Raw genomic sequence first — 19911 nt, forward strand, 5'->3', positions numbered from 1 at the left:
CGCATGCCGCCCAAGTCGGTATTGAGAAAAGAAGTTTTGCAAGGAAAAACAAAACGCAATCATCCGAACGACTCTCCCGGCGCGGACGCGCGGCGAACGAAGTCGGCGAATGCACGTTTTGCAAGCTGGCGGGCAGCGCGATCCGTGTAGAACATGTGTCCGCCAGGCACGCACACGTTGTTCACACGCGCCTTCAAGTCGGGCTCCGTTCGAGCGACCGCCTCATCCAGCAGCGCGCACGAGCCGTCGTACAGTCCCTTGAAGTTGATCACCCGCAGATTGGGGTTGAGAGTCATGGCCCGATGCAACGGCGCCTCACCCTGTTGCTGCCCCTCTGGGTTCATCTTGAATCGAGCCGTCATCCAGTCCGGAGCGAAGCCCGTGCGCGGATCGATGGCCAGCGGCTCGGGATGGAACGCGCCACCGAACGGGCCTTGATAAAGCAGATCGCTCTCGAAGCCAAGCACATTGCGGACGTAGCTGTTGAAGACGCGCGACGTGCCAGTCAACAGATCCATCGTGCGCGACAGGCTGGGATCGGGCGGCGTGCCGAACGGCATCCACGGCTGACCGGCCGGCCGAGCTTTGCGACTGATGCGGCCATCGTACCGCCCCAACTCCAGTCCTTGATCCGCGAGCAATCCATCCGCAAAAGCATCGCGAGTGAGTCGCAGCGTCTCTGCGTTCGCACGACTGGAGTCGACGCCCGTGTAACGCGCAAGCTCCGCAAGCAGCTTTGTGCGTTCCTCAGACGTCAACTGAGCGACGCGAGCAAGCGCTGGCGCATAGGTGTTGCGCGCCCACTCCGTCGATCGCTCGAGCACCTGCTCCACGGGTAACGCCTGCAGATCCGACGGCAAACGTTTGTGATAATGCGCACTGGCCGTGAACTCGGTGATCGCCAGCGCATCCGTCAGATTCTGCGGCACCTCCTGCCCGGCGTCGTAACTTCCGGAGATCAGGAGCACGCCTTTGATGTGAGTGCGCCGACGCTCAAGCACCGCGGCAACCAGCATCGCGCGTGTGGTGCCATAGCTTTCGCCGCCGATGAACAGCGGCGCGTCCCACAAATCGAAACGGGTCAAATAGACGCGGATCATCTCGGCCACGGCCTCGGCATCGCCATGCGCGGTGAACAGCGTCGCGCGGTTCGCCTCTGAAGTCGCTCGACTGAAGCCGGTGCCCACCGGATCCACGAAGACGAGATCGCTATGCTCCAGCCACGTCTCCGGATGATCGACGATGGGATTCTCGGTGTCAGGTCCGTACTCGGGATATGTGTCGGGCGTCTGCGGCCGCTTCGGCCCGAAGCCCAGCACGTGCACCTGCGCCGAATTCGCTCCCGGGCCGCCGTTCCACAGAAACGTGATCGGTCGCTTCGGCTGGTTGGGCGCTCGATCGGCCATGTAGCCGATGAAGAACACCGAGGCCATGCGCTCGCCAGTGTCATTCACGTAGAGCGGCAGCAGTCCCGTGTGCGCCGTGTACTTCAGCGTCTTGCCACTGTCCAATCGGACAGAATTCCTGGTCGTTACGATGGTGTCCGCGTGCGGCTCGATCGGCGCAGCCTCGCTCCCACTCGAGATCAAGGCCATGACGCAGACGACGGCGGCTATCGATTTCAACATCCATTTCTCCTTCTCGGGTCCGCCGCAATCTATCATCGGGCCGTTGCTGACGATGCGCGCTACCCCGCGTTTCCCCACGGCGCACATTATTTATGCCGGGAGCGCGCCCACTGCTCCGCATTCCGGCAAATTATTGCCTGGGCATGCGGCTAGTGTGCTCGGGTGAGCTCATCTTTCGAGGATGCCGATGACAAAAACACGTTCCTTTATAGGGGGCCTGGCAGTGCTGTCGCTGCTGACTGCGACCGTCGCGACGGCAGCGGATCAGGCCGAGCCGAGCCTCTCGATTACGCTGAGCCCAATGATGAAAGAAGGATCGATCGTCGGGCTCGCTGTCGAGCAGGCAATCGAGGGTGTACGCGCGGACGCTTCGACACCGCTCTTCCAGATGCCACTCGTCACTCACAACGTTCCGACCGTTGCGAGCTCTCTGCAGGCGCTGACGGCTCGCGACGCTCAAGGGCCCGTTGCGCTCACGAGTCGCGATGAAGGCGACGGGCCGGCCAAGGTCCGCCGTTGGTTCCCTGATCGAGCCGTCACCGGAACCGTGCACGCGCGCTATGAAACGACTCAGGCCAATGTGCTCGCGCCGCTCGGCGCTGCACCTCCCATCGAGATGCGTATCGAAGGCGGCGCGATGTCCGGTGGGGCGGCGATACTCGCTCTGCGACCCGTTGTCCCGAGCGTGAGTCTGTCCATCCGTTGGGATCTGAGCGAATCGCCGGGCGATCTCGGCGTCGACAGTCTCGCAGGTCAGACGAAATCCAACGTTCCGCCGTCCATGCTCGACCAGGTTTTTCTGATGGCCGGACAACTGGGCCGCCATCCAGCAGAGCGCAACGCCCTCGGCTTCCAAGCTGTCTGGCAGGACGAGCCGCCGTTCGACGCGGCATCGCTCATGCAGTGGACCGAGCGTCTGCACGCCGACTATGTTCGCTTCTTCCAGGCCAATCCTGAGCCCTACACCGTTTTCTTGCGACGGAACTTGGTGAATGCCGGCGGCGGCATCGGCATGTCTCGCTCGTTCGTGACGACGTTCGGCAATCGCGGCCAGGGTGACGATCCTCAGGATCTGAAGTTCACCCTCGCCCACGAAATGTTTCATACGTTCCAGCCACGCCTGAGTGGACAGGAAGGGTTGGCTGGAAGCTGGTTCAACGAAGGCATGGCGGTGTTCTATCAGCGAGTGCTGCCATTTCGCAGCGGCCTGATCGACGCTGAAGCGTTCCTGGAAGATTTGAACTTCCATGCCGCGCGTTACTATACCAACGCACTCGGCAACGCGCCGAACTCCGAAGTGTCCGCCCGCTTCTGGGAAGACACGCGCATTCGAACGTTGCCGTATGACCGTGGCTTCCTCTACTTCGCCACGGTGGACGAAGCGGTGAGAAACAAGTCCAACGGCAAGCGTTCGCTCGATCACTTGATGTTGCAGATGAAAGCGCGTGAAAAGGCGAATCAGCCGGTCACGGTCGAGGCTTGGGAGGCCGCCCTGCGAGACGAACTGGGCGAAGCCGGCGTGAAGTCATTCCGAGCCATGTTAGCTGGATCCGCACCGCTGCCCGGCTCCGATGCATTCGGCCCCTGCTTCAAGCGCATCTCCAAACAGATGCGCCGCTACGAGCTGGGCTTCGCGCCGAAAGCGCTAACCGAATCTCCGCGCAAGGTTCGCGGCCTCATCGCAGGCTCGGCGGCCGAGCGCGCCGGACTGCGCAATGGAGATGAGATCACTCAACCGGTGCCGCAAGACGACATCCAGGGACGGCAAGATCGACTGTTGAAACTGCAGATCAACCGCGATGGCAAGCCGCTCACCGTCGAATATCTGCCGCGCTCGGAGTCCGTAGCCACTTGGCAATGGGAACGCGTCCCCGACGTTCCCGCCGCGCAGTGTGCGCGCTAGCCGGCTTACATTTTCTCGCCGGGCAGCTTGCTGGCTTGTTTCATCCAGTCGGTGAACTGAGCTTCGTCGAACGGCTTGTCCTCGCAGATGTCGAGGTACCGCACATACGGATACTTGGACTCGCCCGGAGGCTGCGGACGCAGTGATCCGCCGTTGAGAAATGTCACCTTCACGAACTTCGTGAAGCAATGGAAGCTGACAAACCAGCCCTCGCCTTCCATGCCATAGAAAGGCGAGTTCCATTTGACGGCCTTGTTCACGCCAGGAACCGCGCGCACGATGAGCTCGTCCAGACGGCGCCCGATATCTTTTTTCCAGCCCGGCATGGCCGCGATGTAAGCCTGCACGGGAGCGTCGCCGTAGCCCTTGGGGATCTGCGGGTTGCCGCCGGACAGCAGCACGGGCTGCCCATCCTTGGGCTTCGGCAGAGGTTTACGAGGCTTGGCGGCCTTGGCCGGAGCTCGCTTGGCCGCGACCTTCTTCGCGGCTTTCTTGGCAACCTTCGCTGACGGCTTGGACTTCTCGGACGTCTTGCTGGCCATTGCGTTTCCTTGCTATTCGCGCGCGAGCCTCTGACTCCGCCACTTGGTAGCGTACGGCAACACAAACATATACAGGCCGGTGAACAGCAGCAAGAACAGCGGAATCAATGTGAGCGAGCCCACCCAGAACGCCAGTTGCTCCCGCCCCATCACAGCGAAGTTGGCGAGCACCGCTAATGTAAACGTGATCGCCAGCCAGCGATGAATCTGTCGAATCCAGTTGCTCATGTGAATCTCCCTCACTCTGGCCGAGCCAGCACCTGCTCCAGTTTGCCCAGGAACTGCTGCCACCCCGCCTTGGCGCCGCCGAATGCCTGCTTCTGCTCCGGCCGGAAGCCCACCTGCTCCACGCGCAGGAGCGTCCCCGCGTTCGATGGAGTGAGGGTGAACGTGACGACGCTCTTGAGGCTGTACGCCGCATCGTCATGGTCGAAATTCCACGTGTAAGACAGCGCTTTGTTCGGCTCGATGGTGAGAACCTCACAGTCCAGCACCCCGCCCCACTCGCCGCGCAGCTTGAAACGATGACCGATGGAGGGAACGAAGTCGTTTTTCATCAGCCACTCCTCGATGAGATGCGGCTGCGTGAGCGCGCGCCAGAGCTTTTCCGGCGGATGAGGAATGTCACGTTCGACGACGACGGAACGCGTTTCGGGCGCGGTAGCGGTCATTGATCCATCCTTTTGAGTAAGTCTTCGAGCTGGTCGAAGCGGCGCTCCCAGAACCCACCCATTTCGCGCGTCCAGTCGATCAACGGCGCGAGTGCGCCGAGCTGCGCGCGATAGTGAGTCTGCCGGCCTTCATGGCGATCGCGCACCAGTCCGGCCTGCTTCAGGACGCCAAGATGCTTCGACACCGCCGGCTGCGAAATGCCGGCGTGAGTCGTCAGCGCTCCGACGGTCTGCTCTCCCTCGCGACACAATTGCTCGAAAATCGCCCGCCGAGTCGGATCGGCCAGCGTTCTGAACAGCACGTCGCGAGTGTCTACCTTTGGCAATTGATAACCCGTTGGCTATGGATCAACATATAACCATCGGGCTATGTTTTAGTCAAGCGTGGCGCAATCCTCCCCGGCCCTCGGCGCTGACGGCGACTTTATGATTCGCGCGGCGAACGCAGCCATTTTGCCGTTCTCGTGCGCCACGCCCGGAGCAATCACGCACGACCAAGAAAATTTGAGCTTCTCACGCTCGGCTCTGTCACGAGCCGTGGCGTAAAAGTTCTGGCCACGAGCAAACCGATGCGGCCCCTGCGCGTCGGCTTCGGGTTGGTGTGGCAAGCTCGGATGATTGGGATCGTTGTCCGCATCGCCAAGCAACAGGATCAGCGGCGATGCGAACGCGCGACCAAAATCGAATTCGCCACCGGGCGCTCCGGCGACGCCGAAGGGCCAGCGCACCTCGCGGCCCGTGACCATATATGAGCCTGCATTGGCCGAGATCGCAGCGTGCATTCGCTTGCCCAGACCCAACATCACATAGCGATGCACGAACTGCGCACCCGCCGAATGGCCGAAGAGCCAGTACTTGGTCGCGCTCAAATGCTCGACTTCGCGCATGGCGTCGAAGATCGGCTCGATGGCGGAGTAACTCCACTGCGCCCGTGGCACCTCTTTGCCGTCCTCGGTGAACGCCCCGCCGAAGTTGTAGCCGTTGGCGCCCGGGAACGCCTTCGATGTGAACTCCGGGACCACGACGACAAAGCCGTTCTCTTTGGCGGTATCGACCCACTCACTCAAATATCGGTCGGCATCCCGCTTCACGCCGTGCATGACGAACACGATGGGCGCTGTCGCCGGCGCGCCTTCGGGCCGGAAGTACCACACCGGCACTTTCGGCCCCGCCCATTGCTCGAACATGAATCGCTTGGCGCCTGGAATGTTTGCTTCCGCAGGCGCCGGCGATGCCACTGGCACCGGACGGCTGCTCGCCTGAACAGCGGAGGGCGAAGCGCAGCCCCACAAACTGGCACTGCCGACCAGCAGCGCCTGGGCGATCCACAGTGAACGTTTCATCGAGCTCGACTCCGTCAGAACGAGGCGCGCAGTTGCACGTAGAACTCGCGCCCCTTGAGTGAATGATAGTCGGGCCGATAGCCCAGCGACTCATCCACCAGCGGCGGCGCTTCGTCGAAGACGTTGTTGGCGCCCAAGCGCAGACTCACCTTGTCCAGGGCCGGAAGCTCGAAACGATAGTCGGCGTACATATTCACGCGCCAGTTCTCCTCCACTTCCCAGTACTCGGGCAGTCCGTCGCCGTTCAAGTCCAGGTCGGCATTCGGATCCAGGAACATCGACACATAGCGCGCCGACATGCCCGCGCCGAAGTCACCCTTGCGCCACGTCAGCGTCGCGGAGCCGCGCCAGCGCGGATTGCCGCCGAGCTCGACGCGATCCACTTGCAACTCGTCGAACTGACCGGCAAAGGCCGGATCGCCCGCGACCGCAGCCAGCAGATCGTTCCGCACGACATCGAGTTTCTGCAGGTACATCGCTTCGAGCTCGACGTTGAATTTACCCACGATACCCGCATCGAACCCGGCGGCGATGCCGAAATCGAAGCCGTCGGCCACCTGGCTGTCGAGGTTGATGTAGGGATCGTTCACGAACAACACCTGGCCGGCGGCCACGCGCTGATCGTCCGGATGCGCCGCATTCCAGGCTGCGAACGCCGCCAGGTCGTCAGCCGTAGGATCGGCGCGCACCACGTTGGGATTGAAGCTGCCCTGCCGGCGCAACAGGAAATCGAGCGCGAGCGCTTCCTGCACACCGAATGCGCCGATAAGATTTTCCTGCTCGAAGCGCCAGTAGTCGACGTTGATCCGGAAGTCAGTAAGCCAGTCGACCTCGATCACGCGATCCAGTTGCAGGCTCACGCCCGCGACGATGGTCTCGGTGTCCTCGTTGTCGAGATCCGGATTTGAACGCCGCACCGACGCCATGTATGCATCGCCATTGGAGAGCGGATCACCCGTCACTTCCGCGCGCAGGAAGTCTTCATTGCCCAGATCCAGGCGTGAAACATCGCCGCGGTTCAACTGCACGAGGTTCGGCACTCGGAAGCCCTGGCTGTAAGCCGCCCGCAAGTTGACGAAATCGACCGGGAACCACGACAGCGCGATTTTCGGCTTCACTGCGCCGTCGTCCAGATCCTCGAAGTATTCGCCACGCGCGGCCACCTGCAACGTCACATCGTTGATCCACGTGCCCTCGCCCCGATGCAGCGGCACCAGCGTTTCGGCGAACAGCGAGTAAACATTGCGATACGCCGACGAATCTCGCGTCGGGCTCACGCCTACCACATCCGAGATACCCGAGACGTTGTCGGTCGAATAGATGATCGTGCCATCGAGGCGCGGATCGCGATCTTCGGTATAACCTTCACCGCGCCACTCACCGCCAACCGCGAAGCCCACCGGCCCAGCCCACAAGTCGAACGCGTTCGCGTTGGACATACGGAAGTCGGCGGTTGTGAGATCCGTCGAGCCGACGTTGGTCGTTGGAATGCGCACGCGGTCCCACTGCGCCTGCGTGTTTGCGTTCGGGCCGCCGAAGGGATTGATGGCGTCGGGCGTCGAGCGCGCCAGCTCCTGCGCCAGCAGCGTCTTGGAGATGTGATTGCTTTCGGTGTCGCTGGTTTCATTGGCGCTGTTGGTGAGCGCACCTTCCCACTCCCAATCGCCAAACGAGCCACGCAGGCCCGCCATCACGCGATAGGTTTCAGTCTCAGTATCGATGAAACGCGGGCCGAGATCCGTCGGGCGCCAGTTCTGGATCAGCACGTCGCGGCCCGTGGCGGGCACGTCGTTAGCATTCAATCCGGGCAGCCGGTTCGGGTTGCCGGCGACGCCGAAAGGGTTCCAGTAGTTCGAGGCCGGCACGATCAGGAATGCGAGCCCCGAATCGAGCGGCTGTGCTGCTCTGTTCGAGTCCGTGGTGGCCCGGTAGTACAACACTTCACCGAACCCCTGCAGCGTGTCCGTGAAATCGTGCTCGCCGAACGTGTACAAGTTGTAGCGCTGCGCTTCCGGGATCAACTGACGGCCCTTCGCAGTGATCGGATCGTTGGCGATGTTCACGCCTTCGTTGAGCGAGTTGTTCGGCTGATTCGCCCCATAGTCGTAACGCAACGATGCATCCAGGCTGCCGTCATCGAGTCCCATGCAACCTTCAGCACGCTGACCCAGCTCCGCGCGCGTGCCAGCAAACGAGCACGGCTGGATGTGAAACTCGCCAGTGCTGTTGGTCAACGCGGTCGTGCCCTGACGCACTCGCTGCCCCACGAACACGCCGAGATCGTTGAGCGAGCCGGCCTGATACTGGCCGAATGGCGAGGACGTCGAGGTGTTGCGAAAGTCAGTTGTTTCCGTGGCGTATGGCGAGTCGCCGAGATAAGCGCGCTTGTCCACCGAGTTGAACTGCTGGCCCATTTCGCTGGAATACAAGCCGCTGCGATCGAAGAACGATGCCGTCAACAGCACGCGCGTGCGATCGTCATTGAACTTCAGACCCTGCGCCACGTCGACGGATGTTTCATGCTCGCCCGTACCCTCCAGGCTGCTGTAGCGCGCAGTGACCGAGCTTCGCTCGAAGTCGGCGTCCATGATGGTGTTGAGCACGCCGGCGGTGGCGTCCGAACCGTACAGCGCGGACGCGCCGTCACGCAGCACTTCGACGCGCTCGATGCCGGCGGCCGGGAACGCATTCACGTTCGTGACTTGTCGTGGCGTCGAGCCGATGTCCTGATTCACACCATGCGCAGCGATGCGACGGCCGTTGAGCAATATCAGCGTGTTGCCGGTGCCGAGGCCACGCAAGTTCACCGTCGCAATATCGCCTCGCGCGTCGTTCGGACCATCGGCTGCACCGTTGATCTCGAACGCGCCGGCTTGCGCGACGTTCTCCAACAGCTCGCCCGTCGTCGTCTGGCCAAACGCCGCGAGCTTCTCCGCATCCAGCACCGACACTGCGATGGCGCCCGTATCGGACGCGCCGCGAATGTTGGAGCCGGTGACGATGACTTCCTCGAGCTTTTCCGAAACCGGTGTCGTGCTGGTCGCTTCTTGTGACCAGACCTGCGACGCGCCCGTGACCTGGATGATTGCGCCTAGCAGCGCCGCCGAGCGAATGGAGTGGTTTCTTTGCATGATGCCCCCTGAGAAAAAAAGTTGGTTATTGCTGTTCCGGCGGCGCAATCCCAGCGGGACTGTTCAACGCCGTTTCCAAAGCCTGGCGGTCGAGCGCGCCTTCCCATCGCGACACGACGATGGTGGCCACTGCGTTCCCGATGAAATTCGTGAGCGCACGGCACTCGGACATGAATCGGTCGATGCCGAGAATCAGCGTCATGCCGGCGACCGGCACCGACGGCGTAACGGCGAGCGTCGCGGCCAGAGTGATGAAGCCCGCGCCAGTCACACCCGCAGCGCCTTTCGAACTGAGCGCCGCCACGAGCAGCAACAACAGCTGCTCGCCGATGGATAGATCCACACCGGTGGCTTGCGCGATGAACAGCGCCGCGAGCGTCATGTAGATGTTGGTGCCGTCGAGATTGAACGAGTACCCGGTCGGCACCACCAACCCGACCACCGCCTTGCCGCAGCCCGCCGTCTCCAGCTTCTTCATCAGGTTCGGCAGCGCCGATTCCGAGGAGCTGGTGCCCAGCACGAGCAGCAGCTCGGCGCGCAGATAGGAAATCAATCGCAGGATGGAGAAGCCGTTGAGGCGTGCGATGGCGCCCAGCACGAGCAGCACGAACAGCGCGGACGTGAGATAGAACGTCGCGACCAACTTGGCCAGATTGGCGATGACGTCGATGCCGTACTTGCCGATAGTGAATGCGAACGCGCCGAATGCTCCCAGCGGCGCGGCCTTCATCAGCACGCCGACCAGACGAAAGAACACCTCGCTCGCGCTCTCCAGCAGCGTCACCACTGGCGCGGCTGGCGCGCCCACCAGCGAGATGCTGATGCCAAACAGGATCGCGACGAACAGCACGGGCAGAATGTCACCGCCGGTGAGCGCGCTCATGAACGTCGTCGGAATGATGTTCATCAGGAAGCCGACGATGGTCTGCTCGTGCGCCTTGCTGGCGTAGCTGGCGACTGCGCCCGGATCGAGCGTCGTCGGATCGATGCCCATGCCCGCGCCGGGCTGCACGACGTTCGCCACGACCATGCCGACGACCAGCGCGAAGCTCGACACCACGATGAAATAACCGAAAGCCTTGAACGCCACGCTGCGTAGCGCCTTCAAGCTCGACATGCCCGCGATGCCGGAGGCGACCGTGATGAATATCACCGGCGCGATGATCATCTTCACCAGCGCGATGAACGCATCGCCGAGCGGCTTCAACGCCACGCCCACGTCCGGAGAGAAATGACCGAGCAGGCCGCCGAACAGAATGGCGGCGATGACTTGGGCGTACAGGCTGCGGTACAGAGGCAGGCGCTGGGCCGGCACAGGCGCGGGCGCCTCGGCTTCGATCACGGACCGCATCATCCCCCCGGTCATGGTCATTGTTGGAAAACGGCAGCTATGGTGCGACCGGCCGCAGGGAGCTGGCAACACAACCTCCGTTGCGAGCTATCTGATTATTTCCAAAAGAAAAACGACGTAGAAGCGGGCGATTTCTGTGCGGCTTCTTGCACACGATCGGGAGGCGATGTGCGAAGATCCGCCAATCGCGGCGGGGTCGACCGGAATGATGTTCTTCAGCGATGACGCGGGCTGGTTGTGGCGACGGGCGCTCATAGTGGGCGTCGTGTCGTTGGCCACTGCGTTGGCTGCCGCCGAAGTCACCGTCCGCCTCGCCCGTCAGGATCTGGAGCGTCGGCTCAATACAGATGCAGCGCTACGCGCGGCAATGTTGGGCAACGAGCTCGAGAGACATCGTTCACTGCCCTTTGTATTGGCACACGACGCGGAGATTCGCAACGCGCTACGCACTGCGAACACGCCCGCCGAGAGCGAAGAAACATTCGAAGGGCTGAGCGAGCGTTTCGAACGCTTCGCGCAACACGCGGGCGCCGCGACGGTTTATCTGCTCGAAGTGTCGGGCCGCACGCTCGCCGCCAGCAACTGGCGCACCGACACCAGCTTCGTCGGCGAGAACTACTCATTCCGTCCGTACTACCGGGACGCCATGAAGAATGGCGCCGCCGAGTTGTTCACGCTCGGCACGGTCAGCCGGGTGCCCGGCTTATATCTCGCACGCCGCATCGATAGCTCCGGCGCGGGCGAGCCGGTGCCGGTGGGCGTCATCGTCGTCAAAGTGGAATTCGATGAGCTCGAAGCGCAATGGCGCAGTTCGGGCGATGGCGCGTACGTCACCGATGAACGAGGCGTCGTGCTAATCACCAATCGACCGGAATGGCGCTTCACGACCACGCGTCCGTTGAGTCAGCGCGATCAAGCCGCGCTGTCCAGTCCCGAACAACTGGGGCTCGACGGGCCTGTGCCGCCATTCCCCACGACCCCGAGCTCCTCGCTCATCGGCGCCGACCACGACGCGGGCAAGCCGGGCTGGACCGTGCATGTCCTGCGTGACGCCAGAAAAGAACTGGCGACGGCTCGTTTGAGCGGCGCCGCCATCGGTGGCTTCGGTGGCGCATTGCTCAGCCTGGCAGTGCTCGTTGCCCACGCCATACGAGCGCGTGAGAAGACCATGGCTGCGCGTCGTGAAGCAGCGAGGCAGGAACTTGAAGCCCAAGTGAACCTGCGCACGCGCGAGTTGAAAGAAACCAACCAGCGACTGATCCAGGAAGTCGACGAACGCACCCGCGCCGAAGCCACCCTCCACGCCCTGCAGGACGAGCTCGTTCAAGCGAACAAGCTGGCGGTGCTCGGGCAGATCTCGGCGGGCGTCGCGCATGAAATCAATCAGCCGGTCGCTGCCATCCGGTCTTATGTCGACAATGCGCGCGCCTTCCTGGAGCGTGCTCAGCCGTCGCGGGCGGCAGCGAATCTTTCGGCGATCGCCTCGCTCACCGAGCGCATCGGCACGATCACGCACGAATTGCTGACCTTCTCACGAAAGAGCAGCGGCACGCCTCAACAGATGCGCGTCGACGATGCCATCGCCGGCGCACTGTTACTGATGCGCACCCGGTTTCGTGCGCTCGGCATCAAGCATGTGCGCAATGGCGAGAGCGGGCTGCAAGTGATAGCCGAGCGCGCTCGCCTGGAACAGGTGTTGGTGAACCTGTTACAGAATGCCGCCGATGCTCTCGAAGGCATCCGTGACGCCAAAGTCAGCATCGACGTGCGCGCCAACTCGGACGACGTCACCATTGAGATCGCCGACAACGGCCCAGGCGTTGCGCCCGAGGCGCTCGAAGGTTTGTTCACTCCCTTTGCCACCAGCAAACCCAAAGGCCTCGGCCTGGGGCTGGTGATCTCGCGAGACATTCTCGCGGAATTCGGCGGCCGGCTGGAACATCTGAAACACGTGCAGCCCGGCGCCAGTTTCCTGCTTACGTTGAGACGCGCCAATGACTGAAGGTACAGAGACACGCGGCGTCGTCGCGTTCATCGACGACGACGAGGATGTGAGAGCAGCCAACGCCCAGACGCTGGAATTGGCCGGCTTCGATGTGCAGGCGTTCGCGGACGCCGAATCGGCGCTGGCGCGGCTCGATGAGAACTTCCCGGGCGTCGTCATCAGCGACATCCGCATGCCCGGCATGGACGGGCGCTCGATGTTTCATGAGCTGCGCCGTCGCGACGCCGATCTGCCCGTGATTCTCATCACCGGCCATGGCGATATTCAGGAAGCCGTCGAACTGCTCGGGGCCGGTGCGTATGACTTCATCGCCAAACCGTTTGCCGCCGAACGCCTCGTGTCAAGCGTGCATCGCGCGCTCGAACAGCGCGGGCTGGTGCTCGAGAATCGACGCTTGAGAGACGCCGCCCGCCGCGCCGACGACGAACTGCCGCTCATCGGCGATAGTCCCGTGATGGCTGGATTGCGCGCCAGCCTGCGACAACTCGCCGACGCGGATGTCGACGTGCTGATCGAAGGTGAAACCGGCGTGGGCAAAGAGGTCGCCGCGCGTGCACTGCACGCCTGGAGCAAGCGACGCAGTCGTGTATTCGCTGTTCTCAACTGCGCCGCTCTGCCGGAGAGTCTGCTGGAGCACGAGCTGTTCGGTCACGAAGCTGCGGCCTTCCAAGGCGCGGGCCGCCGTCGCATCGGACGCATCGAAGCGGCGGATGGCGGCACTTTGTTTCTCGACGATATCGAATCGATGCCTCTGGCCTTGCAAACGCGCCTCGTGCGCGTGCTGGAAGATCGAGCCGTCACACCACTGGGCGCCAACATGCCCCGCTCCGTCGACTTTCGCGTCGTCGCCGCCTCCAAGGTCGATCTAGGCGAGATGTCCTCGCGGGATGCTTTCCGCAAGGACCTGTATTTCCGATTGAACGTCGTGCGGCTACGAATCCCGCCGCTGCGCGAACGTCGCGCCGACATCGTGCCGCTGTTCGGTCACTTTCTCGCGACCGCTTCGCAACGCTTACGGCGGCCCGTGCCGCCGTTGACCAAATCGATCAAGGCGCGTTTGTTCGAACATGACTGGCCGGGCAATGTGCGCGAGCTGCGCAACTTCGCCGATCGCGTGGTGTTGAAAATGCCGGATGTGGGCGACGCTGAAACCGAATCGCCGGAGAGCTTGCCCGAACGCATGGAGCGTTACGAAGCCAGCCTGATCCGGGACGCGCTGCGCTCCACCGCCGGCGACGTGCGCGCGACGCTCGAGAAACTCGCCATCCCCCGCAAAACGTTCTACGACAAGATCGCCCGCCACGGCATCGATCTGGATTCGTTCAGGAAGTAGCAGCGGCTCCGTCGCTCGAGCGCGATCGCCCACCAGTCCGTCGGGCCGGATTTGAAAGAGATGAAGACTTCGGGGCTGACCGATCCGTCGATCAGCCCCGAGGGGGTCCTTAGAACGGCCGACGCAAGGTCGAATCCGAGAAGGTCGGCTGCGAGTTCAGCTGCGACAGCATCTCAGTATCGACCGGTGCTGACGGCTGCACCGTATCGACCGACGCCGCGTCATTGGCACTCACGCCCACGACGGTCGTCATGAGCACCACGAGAACGCTGATGGACAAGAGATAGGCAGTTTTCATATTCGTGATCTCGTGCGGGAGTTAAACGAAGAGCGGACGCTTGCCACCGGCGGTCTCATCGGCAAACAGCGGACGCTTGCCACCAGCCGTCTCATCCGCGAACAACGGACGCTTGCCACCGGCCGTCTCATCCGCAAACAGCGGACGCTTGCCGCCGGCCGTCTCATCCGCGAACAACGGACGCTTGCCACCCGCCGTCTCGTCGGCGACGCAGGCGCTTCCGACCAGAGTGCCCGCAGCAAACACCAACGAAGCAGCGATAGATACGATACGCATTGAAGTAAACTCCCGATGAAAGTGATTGGCCGTCGCCCTGGCGGCTCGGCTCATAGGACATAGCGACGACTCCTTGTGATGTCCGTCACGGGCATGAGGGTTTCGGTGACCTACTTATGTCACAATGGCCCGGTATTCAGGGGATCGCTGTACGGCCGTTGAGGAGATTCCCCCGCCGGCGCCTGCCAAGCTGAGGACTCGCAGATCTGCGGACCCGTGGGGCGCCGCCCATTTGCGTTCGGCTCTAAACTTGCGAGTGGGTCGGTACTGGGGCCTGGACGCCCTGTCTATGACAACTTCGAGAGTGGCGAATGAGCAGCGCTGGCAGCGGATGGAGGAGCTTTGGGCGCAAGCCCTGAAGCTCGATCGCGCTGCGCGCGAGTCATTTGTGATGCGCGAGGCGAAAGACGAAGAAGAACGCCGCGACCTGCTGGAACTGCTGGCGCAGGATGTCACCCGTAACGGCGCCGGCCCCCTCTCCCGCGCCATCGGCGACGCCATCGATCGGCGGACAACGGATCGCCAGCACTCGATGATCAACAAGGTCATCGGCCGCTATCGCATCGCCTCCATCCTCGGCCACGGCGGCTCCGGCACGGTGTACCTGGGCGAGCGCGCCGACAAAGCGTACTCGGCGCAAGTCGCGGTGAAGATCATCGACGAGAGCGCGGCGTCGAGCTTCGGCCTGCGCTTTCAGGCTGAACGGCAGATTCTCGCGAGCCTGAATCATCCCAATATCGCCCGTCTGGTGGATGCCGGCGAGACCGAGAATCATCAGCCGTACCTGATCATGGAGTACATCCACGGCGTCGCCGTGGATCGCTACTGCGACAGCAAGCACCTGGACGTGCGCGGTCGTCTGGAACTGTTTCTGAATATTTGCGCCGCCGTCCAGTTCGCGCACCAGCACCTGATCGTTCATCGTGACATCAAGCCGGCCAACATCCTGGTGACCGCGGATGGCACGCCCAAACTCCTGGACTTCGGCATCGCCAAGCTGCTCAACGCGTCGGATCTGACCCTCGCGGAGCTGACACGCATGAACGACCGGCTGCTCACGCCCGAGTACGCCAGTCCAGAACAGATTCTCGGCGAGCGAGTGACGACCGCGAGCGACGTGTACTCGCTGGGCGTGGTGCTGTATCAGTTGCTGACGGGCTTGCGCCCGTACACGTTGTCATCTCCTTCGGCGAGCCAGTTGGAACTGGAGCGTTCGATCTGTGTGAGCGATCCGCTGCGGCCCAGCGCAGCGGTGCATGCGTCGCGACTGTCCTCGCCCACCGACGGACAAAATTCGATCGAGGATCTCTGTAAAGCAAGATCGACCTCGCCCGAACGGCTGGAACGTCAGCTCGCCGGCGACATCGACGCGATCATCATGCGCGCGATGCGCAAGGAACCGCAGCACCGCTATGGTTCCATCGATCAATTCATGGCGGACATTCGCCGGCATCTGGCCAACGAACCGGTACAGGCGCGGCAAGGCAACTGGGTCTACCATTCGCAGCGTTTCATTCGACGCCATCGCTGGCCCGTGGCCGCCGGCACGACCTTCGTCGCGTTCCTGATCGCCACGACAACCATGCTGTCCATCTCGCGTTCAGCCACTCAGCGCGCGTTGGAAGTCGCCACGCGCGAATACGAACGCGCTGAGGCAGTGTCGGACTTCATGGGTGGCGTGTTCGAGGCCGCCGATCCCTATGTGAACTACGGGCAAGAGCTCACAGCCCGTGAAGTGCTCGATCAGGCCAGTCGTAACATCGAAATGAATCTGGACCAGCAGCCTGCGGTTCGAGCGCGTGTGCTGCGAGCCGTGGGTAATTCATATCGGCGCATGGGCCTGCCCAATCAGGCGGCCGCACAGCTGCAGAAGGCGCTCGAGTTGGAGCAGTCGCTGGAGCCCGGCGGTAATCCCCGCTTGGCATCCACCCTCCTCGACCTGGCGATGGCTGAGCGCGAGGCGGGCCTGGTCGAACAAGCGGCGCTGCATTTCGACCGGGCCAGCCGCATCGATATTGTCGGCCCGGAGCTGAAAGCCAAACTGCTGGCTGAAACCGGCAAGCTGCAAGTCGTACGGAGCCAGTCTGCGCAGGCGCTTCAATCCTTCACCGCGGCGCTGGAGCTGATGCGGGCCGCGAAAGGACGACGCGATCCCCAAGTCGGCAGCATCTTGAGCGAGATCGCTAACATCCACACCTGGTCCGACAACCTCGCCGCGGCGGAAACTGCTGCGCGTGAAGCCGTCGACATCTACAGCCACGTCGATGCTCGTCAGCCCGATCGCGTCAAGGCCGACGGCATCCTCGCAGAGATCCTGTTTCTACAAGGTCGCATCGCCGAAGCCGCGCCGATCTTCGATCGCGTGCTGGCGGCGCAGCGGCTGCTCTACAAAAACAACAGCAAGGTCGCCGATACCTTGGCCTCTTTGGCGCAGGTCCGGCTTGCTCAAGGCGACACTCGGGAAGCAGAGAAGCTGGCTCGCGAGGCGCTGGACTCGCATCGCCTGTCCGGCAGCACCGCATCCGAGAAAATTGCTTATCTACAAGTCTTGTTGGGCACGGTGCTATTGAAACAATCGCGACCCGCCGAGGCCGCTGCTGTTCTGAACGACACGCTGGCGACATTCGCCAAGACGCTGCCGCCGGATCATCAATACATTGCTTCGACCGAACATTATCTGGGCGAAGCTCTGGCCGGCATGGGCAAGCTCGTCGATGCGGAAGCTCATCTCACCGCGGCCACCAACCGATGGAAGCGCACCGACGCACCCGCCTGGCGCTCGGCTCGCTCCGCCAACGCGCTGGGCGAAGTTCTCTATCGGCAGGGCAAAATCGAGGAAGCGGAAGCCCACCTCGCTTCCAGCTACGTGATCCTCGAAACCGCATCGGGTGTCGACGGCGACACCCGTACGAAAGCTCGTGAACGCATTACTCGCTTCTACACCGACACTCATCAACGCGAAAAACTCGATGCCCTGCTACGTGAGGCCGGCCCTTCCGAGTCACGAGTAAATTAGTCGATCACAACGGCGGCCCCGGCGGCAGCGGGAACCGCGAGCGAGGACGGTCGCCCCAAGGTACCGAAGCGGACTTCGGCGCGTTTGCCGCTGGATTCTCCAGGTAACGCGTAATGTCTCGAGCGGCCTGTCGCAGATGAGCCTGCGTGAGCGGATCCGGATCCTTGCGCGACGACAGGTCAGCTTCGAGAGTAACGAGCTTGTCCCGAACGTACGCGCGAGCTTCGGGCGCCGTCTCCTGGCTTGCACCCAGCATCATCATTGCGTCTAGGGACACGCGCTGTGTTACCCGACGCAAGGCTGCGTGCCGGCGATCACGATCTTTGGGGGCATTCCACGTCTGCTTCAGCAACGCGTCCATGACTTCGGGCAGAGAGACATTTGCCGGATCGCGGTCGGCGAACGCAACGAGCCGAGCAGCACGCGAAGCATCGAGGAGAGGCTCGATGACCAGCGCCGAGAGGATTCGCGCCGCTCGCAGCTGATCGAACGCATAGTCAGACGACATGTCTTCGAGATTGACGCCAGGATGAGGCGTCAGCTGCTGGAGCAGCGAATCGGGCAGTGCCAGGTTCGCCGGCTCGATCGCATCCATCAACAGTCCGAGCACTTCGCGCTGGACGGTCGCGGGCACGATCTGCGTTGGCGGCAGTGATTCGCCCTTGACGACGATGTTGTGATACATGCCGCCGACCTGCTTCACGCCGGACTCGATCGCCCAGCGATGATGCAGATACGTCATCCACAAGCGCGCGTCGCGTAGCGCACCGACGGGTTCCCCTGGCCGCAGCATGTCAGGTCCATATTGCGCGACCATGATCTTGCGAGCCGCCATCGTCTCGCGCAGATACTCCGCGGGAGTTGCTCGATCGTCGTACCACGTCCAACGCGGATCGGTCTGCGGCACATAGAGAATGCCCTGCTGACGCATCTCGGCGACGATTGCGTCGAGCCCTGCATGCTCGCTTTCCGCCGGCAGCTCGGTATAAGCGTAGCGAGCCATGAACGTGTCATAGGCGCCGACGCTGCGCTGGAAAGATTCACTCAAATCGAGCCGCCCATCGACCACCTTCACCCGCGGCGTCGGATACTCCATGACCGATGCGCGATCGTTGATGCTCGATGCGAAGTTGTGACCGAAGCCAAGCGCATGTCCAAGCTCGTGCGCCGATAACAGCGACTGCCGTAGCAAGACCATGTCGCTCCCCGCCGCGGCGATGCCGCCCTCCGTATTGGGCATGTAGCTGCTCCAATAGTTGGCGATGGTCCGGATGCGATGCGAATCCATGCGTGTTTTGGAGCCAAGGATCTCGCCAGTGCGCGGATCACGATAGGTGCCTCCGCTGGAGAACCCGCGCTCGTCGCGATCGATCCACAGCACCCACGCATAGCGGATGTCCATCGGATCCATATCGGGCGTCGGATCCTTCACCTGGATCGCATTCCTGAAACCCGCAGCCTCGAAAGCCTTGTTCCACCAGAGGATGCCATCGCGCATGGCGCTACGAACCGGCTCCGGGATCGCGTGATCGAGATAAAACACGATGGGCTGCTTCGGCTCGCTCACAGCGGCGCTCGGATCCTGCTTCTCCAGACGCCAGCGCGTCACCCACGACACTTCGGTGCTCTCTTCGAACGGACGCGCGTAGTCGCGGAAAGTCATGCTGCTCACGCCGATGCGTGGATCGGCGACGCGCGGTTGGTAGCCTTCAGGCGCTTTCAGGAACGAGTGTCGGATGCGCAGTGTGAACGTGCGACTGTCCGGCGTGACGGCGCGCACCGTGGTCGCCGGATTGTCGAGAGCGAATGTGACTATCGTCTCGATCTCCGTGTTCTGCGGGAACGCCCGCAGTCGCGACGGATAGTAATCGCTGCGCGCCGCGTCGAACTTGAACGCGCCTTGATTGAGGTTCTTCAGCGTCACCTCCAACCCCGCCGCGTCACGCATGAACAGCGAGCTCGCATCGACCACCACACGACCACCTTCTTCCGCCGCGACGGGCAACGACGCGAGCACCGATGAGGGAAACGAATCCCGCACGTTCTCGGCGCGGCCTGCATTTCCCTGCATGGCTCGATAGCCGAGATTCTGCTCGATCACCAGCACTCGCGGCCCGGAGCGCTGGAACTGAATCACCACGCTGCGCAGGATGCCGCGATCCAGCGGCAGTTCGACCGAACCGCCGCCGCTGGCCGCGGAGACGTAATACAGGACATCGCGATCGAACGCCGGAATCTCCAGCAGCACCCGACCGCGCGTCGCATCCCAAAAAAATGGCATGAAGCCCTCGTGACGCGCCATGCCCTTGGTGGCCGCTGCAATGGATGCAGCGGCCCCCTGGGCAGGGGCAACGACGGGCCAGACGGTTGCGAACAAAATCAGGAAAGCCAACCTCATCGTTACCCCTGTTCTC

15 protein-coding genes are annotated in these 19911 nt (G+C 62.6%); 4 read left to right on the forward strand and 11 right to left on the reverse strand.

Annotation, left to right across the window (positions count from 1 at the left end; translation table 11 throughout):
* Positions 1-59: 59 nt before the first annotated feature.
* Entirely contained in the window at positions 60-1628 is a 1569-nt protein-coding gene (locus VGD45_RS21790; RefSeq protein WP_331157461.1) for a S10 family serine carboxypeptidase-like protein, read from the reverse strand.
* Between the two features lie 187 nt (positions 1629-1815).
* Here VGD45_RS21790 and VGD45_RS21795 point away from each other — a divergent pair, with 187 nt between their 5' ends.
* Positions 1816-3531 (forward strand): hypothetical protein, encoded by a 1716-nt coding sequence (locus VGD45_RS21795; protein WP_331157462.1) that lies wholly within the window; start codon positions 1816-1818, stop codon positions 3529-3531.
* A 5-nt stretch (positions 3532-3536) separates the two neighbouring features.
* Here VGD45_RS21795 and VGD45_RS21800 read toward each other — a convergent pair whose 3' ends face one another.
* The 7 genes from VGD45_RS21800 to VGD45_RS21830 are packed head-to-tail and all read right to left on the reverse strand — an operon-like array spanning position 3537 to position 10572.
* Positions 3537-4073, reverse strand: coding sequence for a DUF1801 domain-containing protein (locus tag VGD45_RS21800; protein ID WP_331157463.1), 537 nt, complete (start codon positions 4071-4073; stop codon positions 3537-3539).
* A 12-nt stretch (positions 4074-4085) separates the two neighbouring features.
* Positions 4086-4307: a hypothetical protein gene (locus tag VGD45_RS21805; protein WP_349263331.1), complete on the reverse strand. Its 222-nt coding sequence runs from the start codon at positions 4305-4307 to the stop codon at positions 4086-4088.
* A 5-nt stretch (positions 4308-4312) separates the two neighbouring features.
* Entirely contained in the window at positions 4313-4744 is a 432-nt protein-coding gene (locus VGD45_RS21810) for an SRPBCC domain-containing protein (protein ID WP_331157465.1), read from the reverse strand.
* Positions 4741-5070, reverse strand: a complete 330-nt coding sequence (locus VGD45_RS21815; protein ID WP_331157466.1) for a metalloregulator ArsR/SmtB family transcription factor — start codon at positions 5068-5070, stop codon at positions 4741-4743. The genes VGD45_RS21810 and VGD45_RS21815 overlap by 4 nt, the downstream gene beginning before the upstream one ends.
* Positions 5071-5118: 48 nt before the next feature.
* A complete protein-coding gene (locus VGD45_RS21820; protein ID WP_331157467.1) occupies positions 5119-6087 on the reverse strand; it encodes a hypothetical protein in 969 nt (322 codons plus the stop codon).
* A gap of 14 nt (positions 6088-6101) precedes the next feature.
* Positions 6102-9218, reverse strand: coding sequence for a TonB-dependent receptor domain-containing protein (locus tag VGD45_RS21825; RefSeq protein ID WP_331157468.1), 3117 nt, complete (start codon positions 9216-9218; stop codon positions 6102-6104).
* 25 nt (positions 9219-9243) lie between these two features.
* A complete protein-coding gene (locus VGD45_RS21830) occupies positions 9244-10572 on the reverse strand; it encodes a dicarboxylate/amino acid:cation symporter (protein WP_331157469.1) in 1329 nt (442 codons plus the stop codon).
* 202 nt (positions 10573-10774) lie between these two features.
* On the opposite strand from VGD45_RS21830, the gene VGD45_RS21835 reads away from it, so the two are divergent.
* Both VGD45_RS21835 and VGD45_RS21840 read left to right on the forward strand, forming a co-directional pair.
* Entirely contained in the window at positions 10775-12571 is a 1797-nt protein-coding gene (locus VGD45_RS21835; protein ID WP_331157470.1) for a sensor histidine kinase, read from the forward strand.
* Positions 12564-13907, forward strand: coding sequence for a sigma-54 dependent transcriptional regulator (locus VGD45_RS21840; RefSeq protein WP_331157471.1), 1344 nt, complete (start codon positions 12564-12566; stop codon positions 13905-13907). The genes VGD45_RS21835 and VGD45_RS21840 overlap by 8 nt, the downstream gene beginning before the upstream one ends.
* A 109-nt stretch (positions 13908-14016) precedes the next feature.
* Here VGD45_RS21840 and VGD45_RS21845 read toward each other — a convergent pair whose 3' ends face one another.
* A complete protein-coding gene (locus VGD45_RS21845; protein WP_331157472.1) occupies positions 14017-14205 on the reverse strand; it encodes a hypothetical protein in 189 nt (62 codons plus the stop codon).
* Between the two features lie 21 nt (positions 14206-14226).
* Complete coding sequence (locus VGD45_RS21850; protein ID WP_331157473.1) at positions 14227-14481, reverse strand: hypothetical protein; 255 nt, start codon at positions 14479-14481, stop codon at positions 14227-14229.
* 289 nt (positions 14482-14770) lie between these two features.
* On the opposite strand from VGD45_RS21850, the gene VGD45_RS21855 reads away from it, so the two are divergent.
* Positions 14771-17497, forward strand: a complete 2727-nt coding sequence (locus VGD45_RS21855) for a serine/threonine-protein kinase (protein ID WP_331157474.1) — start codon at positions 14771-14773, stop codon at positions 17495-17497.
* 4 nt (positions 17498-17501) lie between these two features.
* Here the strand turns inward: VGD45_RS21855 and VGD45_RS21860 are convergent, their stop codons facing one another.
* Positions 17502-19895, reverse strand: coding sequence for a zinc-dependent metalloprotease (locus VGD45_RS21860; RefSeq protein ID WP_331157475.1), 2394 nt, complete (start codon positions 19893-19895; stop codon positions 17502-17504).
* Positions 19896-19911 lie beyond the last annotated feature (16 nt).

It is taken from the genome of Steroidobacter sp., from assembly GCF_036402275.1.
GTDB lineage: Bacteria > Pseudomonadota > Gammaproteobacteria > Steroidobacterales > Steroidobacteraceae > Steroidobacter.

What these genes read in the sequence shown, in the direction of transcription:
- VGD45_RS21795 (WP_331157462.1), top strand. Translation starts at nt 1,816, where the DNA reads ATGACAAAAACACGTTCCTTTATAGGGGGCCTGGCAGTGCTGTCGCTG.
- VGD45_RS21845 (WP_331157472.1), bottom strand. Translation starts at nt 14,205, where the DNA reads ATGAAAACTGCCTATCTCTTGTCCATCAGCGTTCTCGTGGTGCTCATG.
- VGD45_RS21850 (WP_331157473.1), bottom strand. Translation starts at nt 14,481, where the DNA reads ATGCGTATCGTATCTATCGCTGCTTCGTTGGTGTTTGCTGCGGGCACT.
- VGD45_RS21790 (WP_331157461.1), bottom strand. Translation starts at nt 1,628, where the DNA reads ATGTTGAAATCGATAGCCGCCGTCGTCTGCGTCATGGCCTTGATCTCG.
- VGD45_RS21840 (WP_331157471.1), top strand. Translation starts at nt 12,564, where the DNA reads ATGACTGAAGGTACAGAGACACGCGGCGTCGTCGCGTTCATCGACGAC.
- VGD45_RS21830 (WP_331157469.1), bottom strand. Translation starts at nt 10,572, where the DNA reads ATGATGCGGTCCGTGATCGAAGCCGAGGCGCCCGCGCCTGTGCCGGCC.
- VGD45_RS21825 (WP_331157468.1), bottom strand. Translation starts at nt 9,218, where the DNA reads ATGCAAAGAAACCACTCCATTCGCTCGGCGGCGCTGCTAGGCGCAATC.
- VGD45_RS21810 (WP_331157465.1), bottom strand. Translation starts at nt 4,744, where the DNA reads ATGACCGCTACCGCGCCCGAAACGCGTTCCGTCGTCGTCGAACGTGAC.
- VGD45_RS21820 (WP_331157467.1), bottom strand. Translation starts at nt 6,087, where the DNA reads ATGAAACGTTCACTGTGGATCGCCCAGGCGCTGCTGGTCGGCAGTGCC.
- VGD45_RS21800 (WP_331157463.1), bottom strand. Translation starts at nt 4,073, where the DNA reads ATGGCCAGCAAGACGTCCGAGAAGTCCAAGCCGTCAGCGAAGGTTGCC.
- VGD45_RS21835 (WP_331157470.1), top strand. Translation starts at nt 10,775, where the DNA reads ATGATGTTCTTCAGCGATGACGCGGGCTGGTTGTGGCGACGGGCGCTC.
- VGD45_RS21860 (WP_331157475.1), bottom strand. Translation starts at nt 19,895, where the DNA reads ATGAGGTTGGCTTTCCTGATTTTGTTCGCAACCGTCTGGCCCGTCGTT.
- VGD45_RS21855 (WP_331157474.1), top strand. Translation starts at nt 14,771, where the DNA reads ATGACAACTTCGAGAGTGGCGAATGAGCAGCGCTGGCAGCGGATGGAG.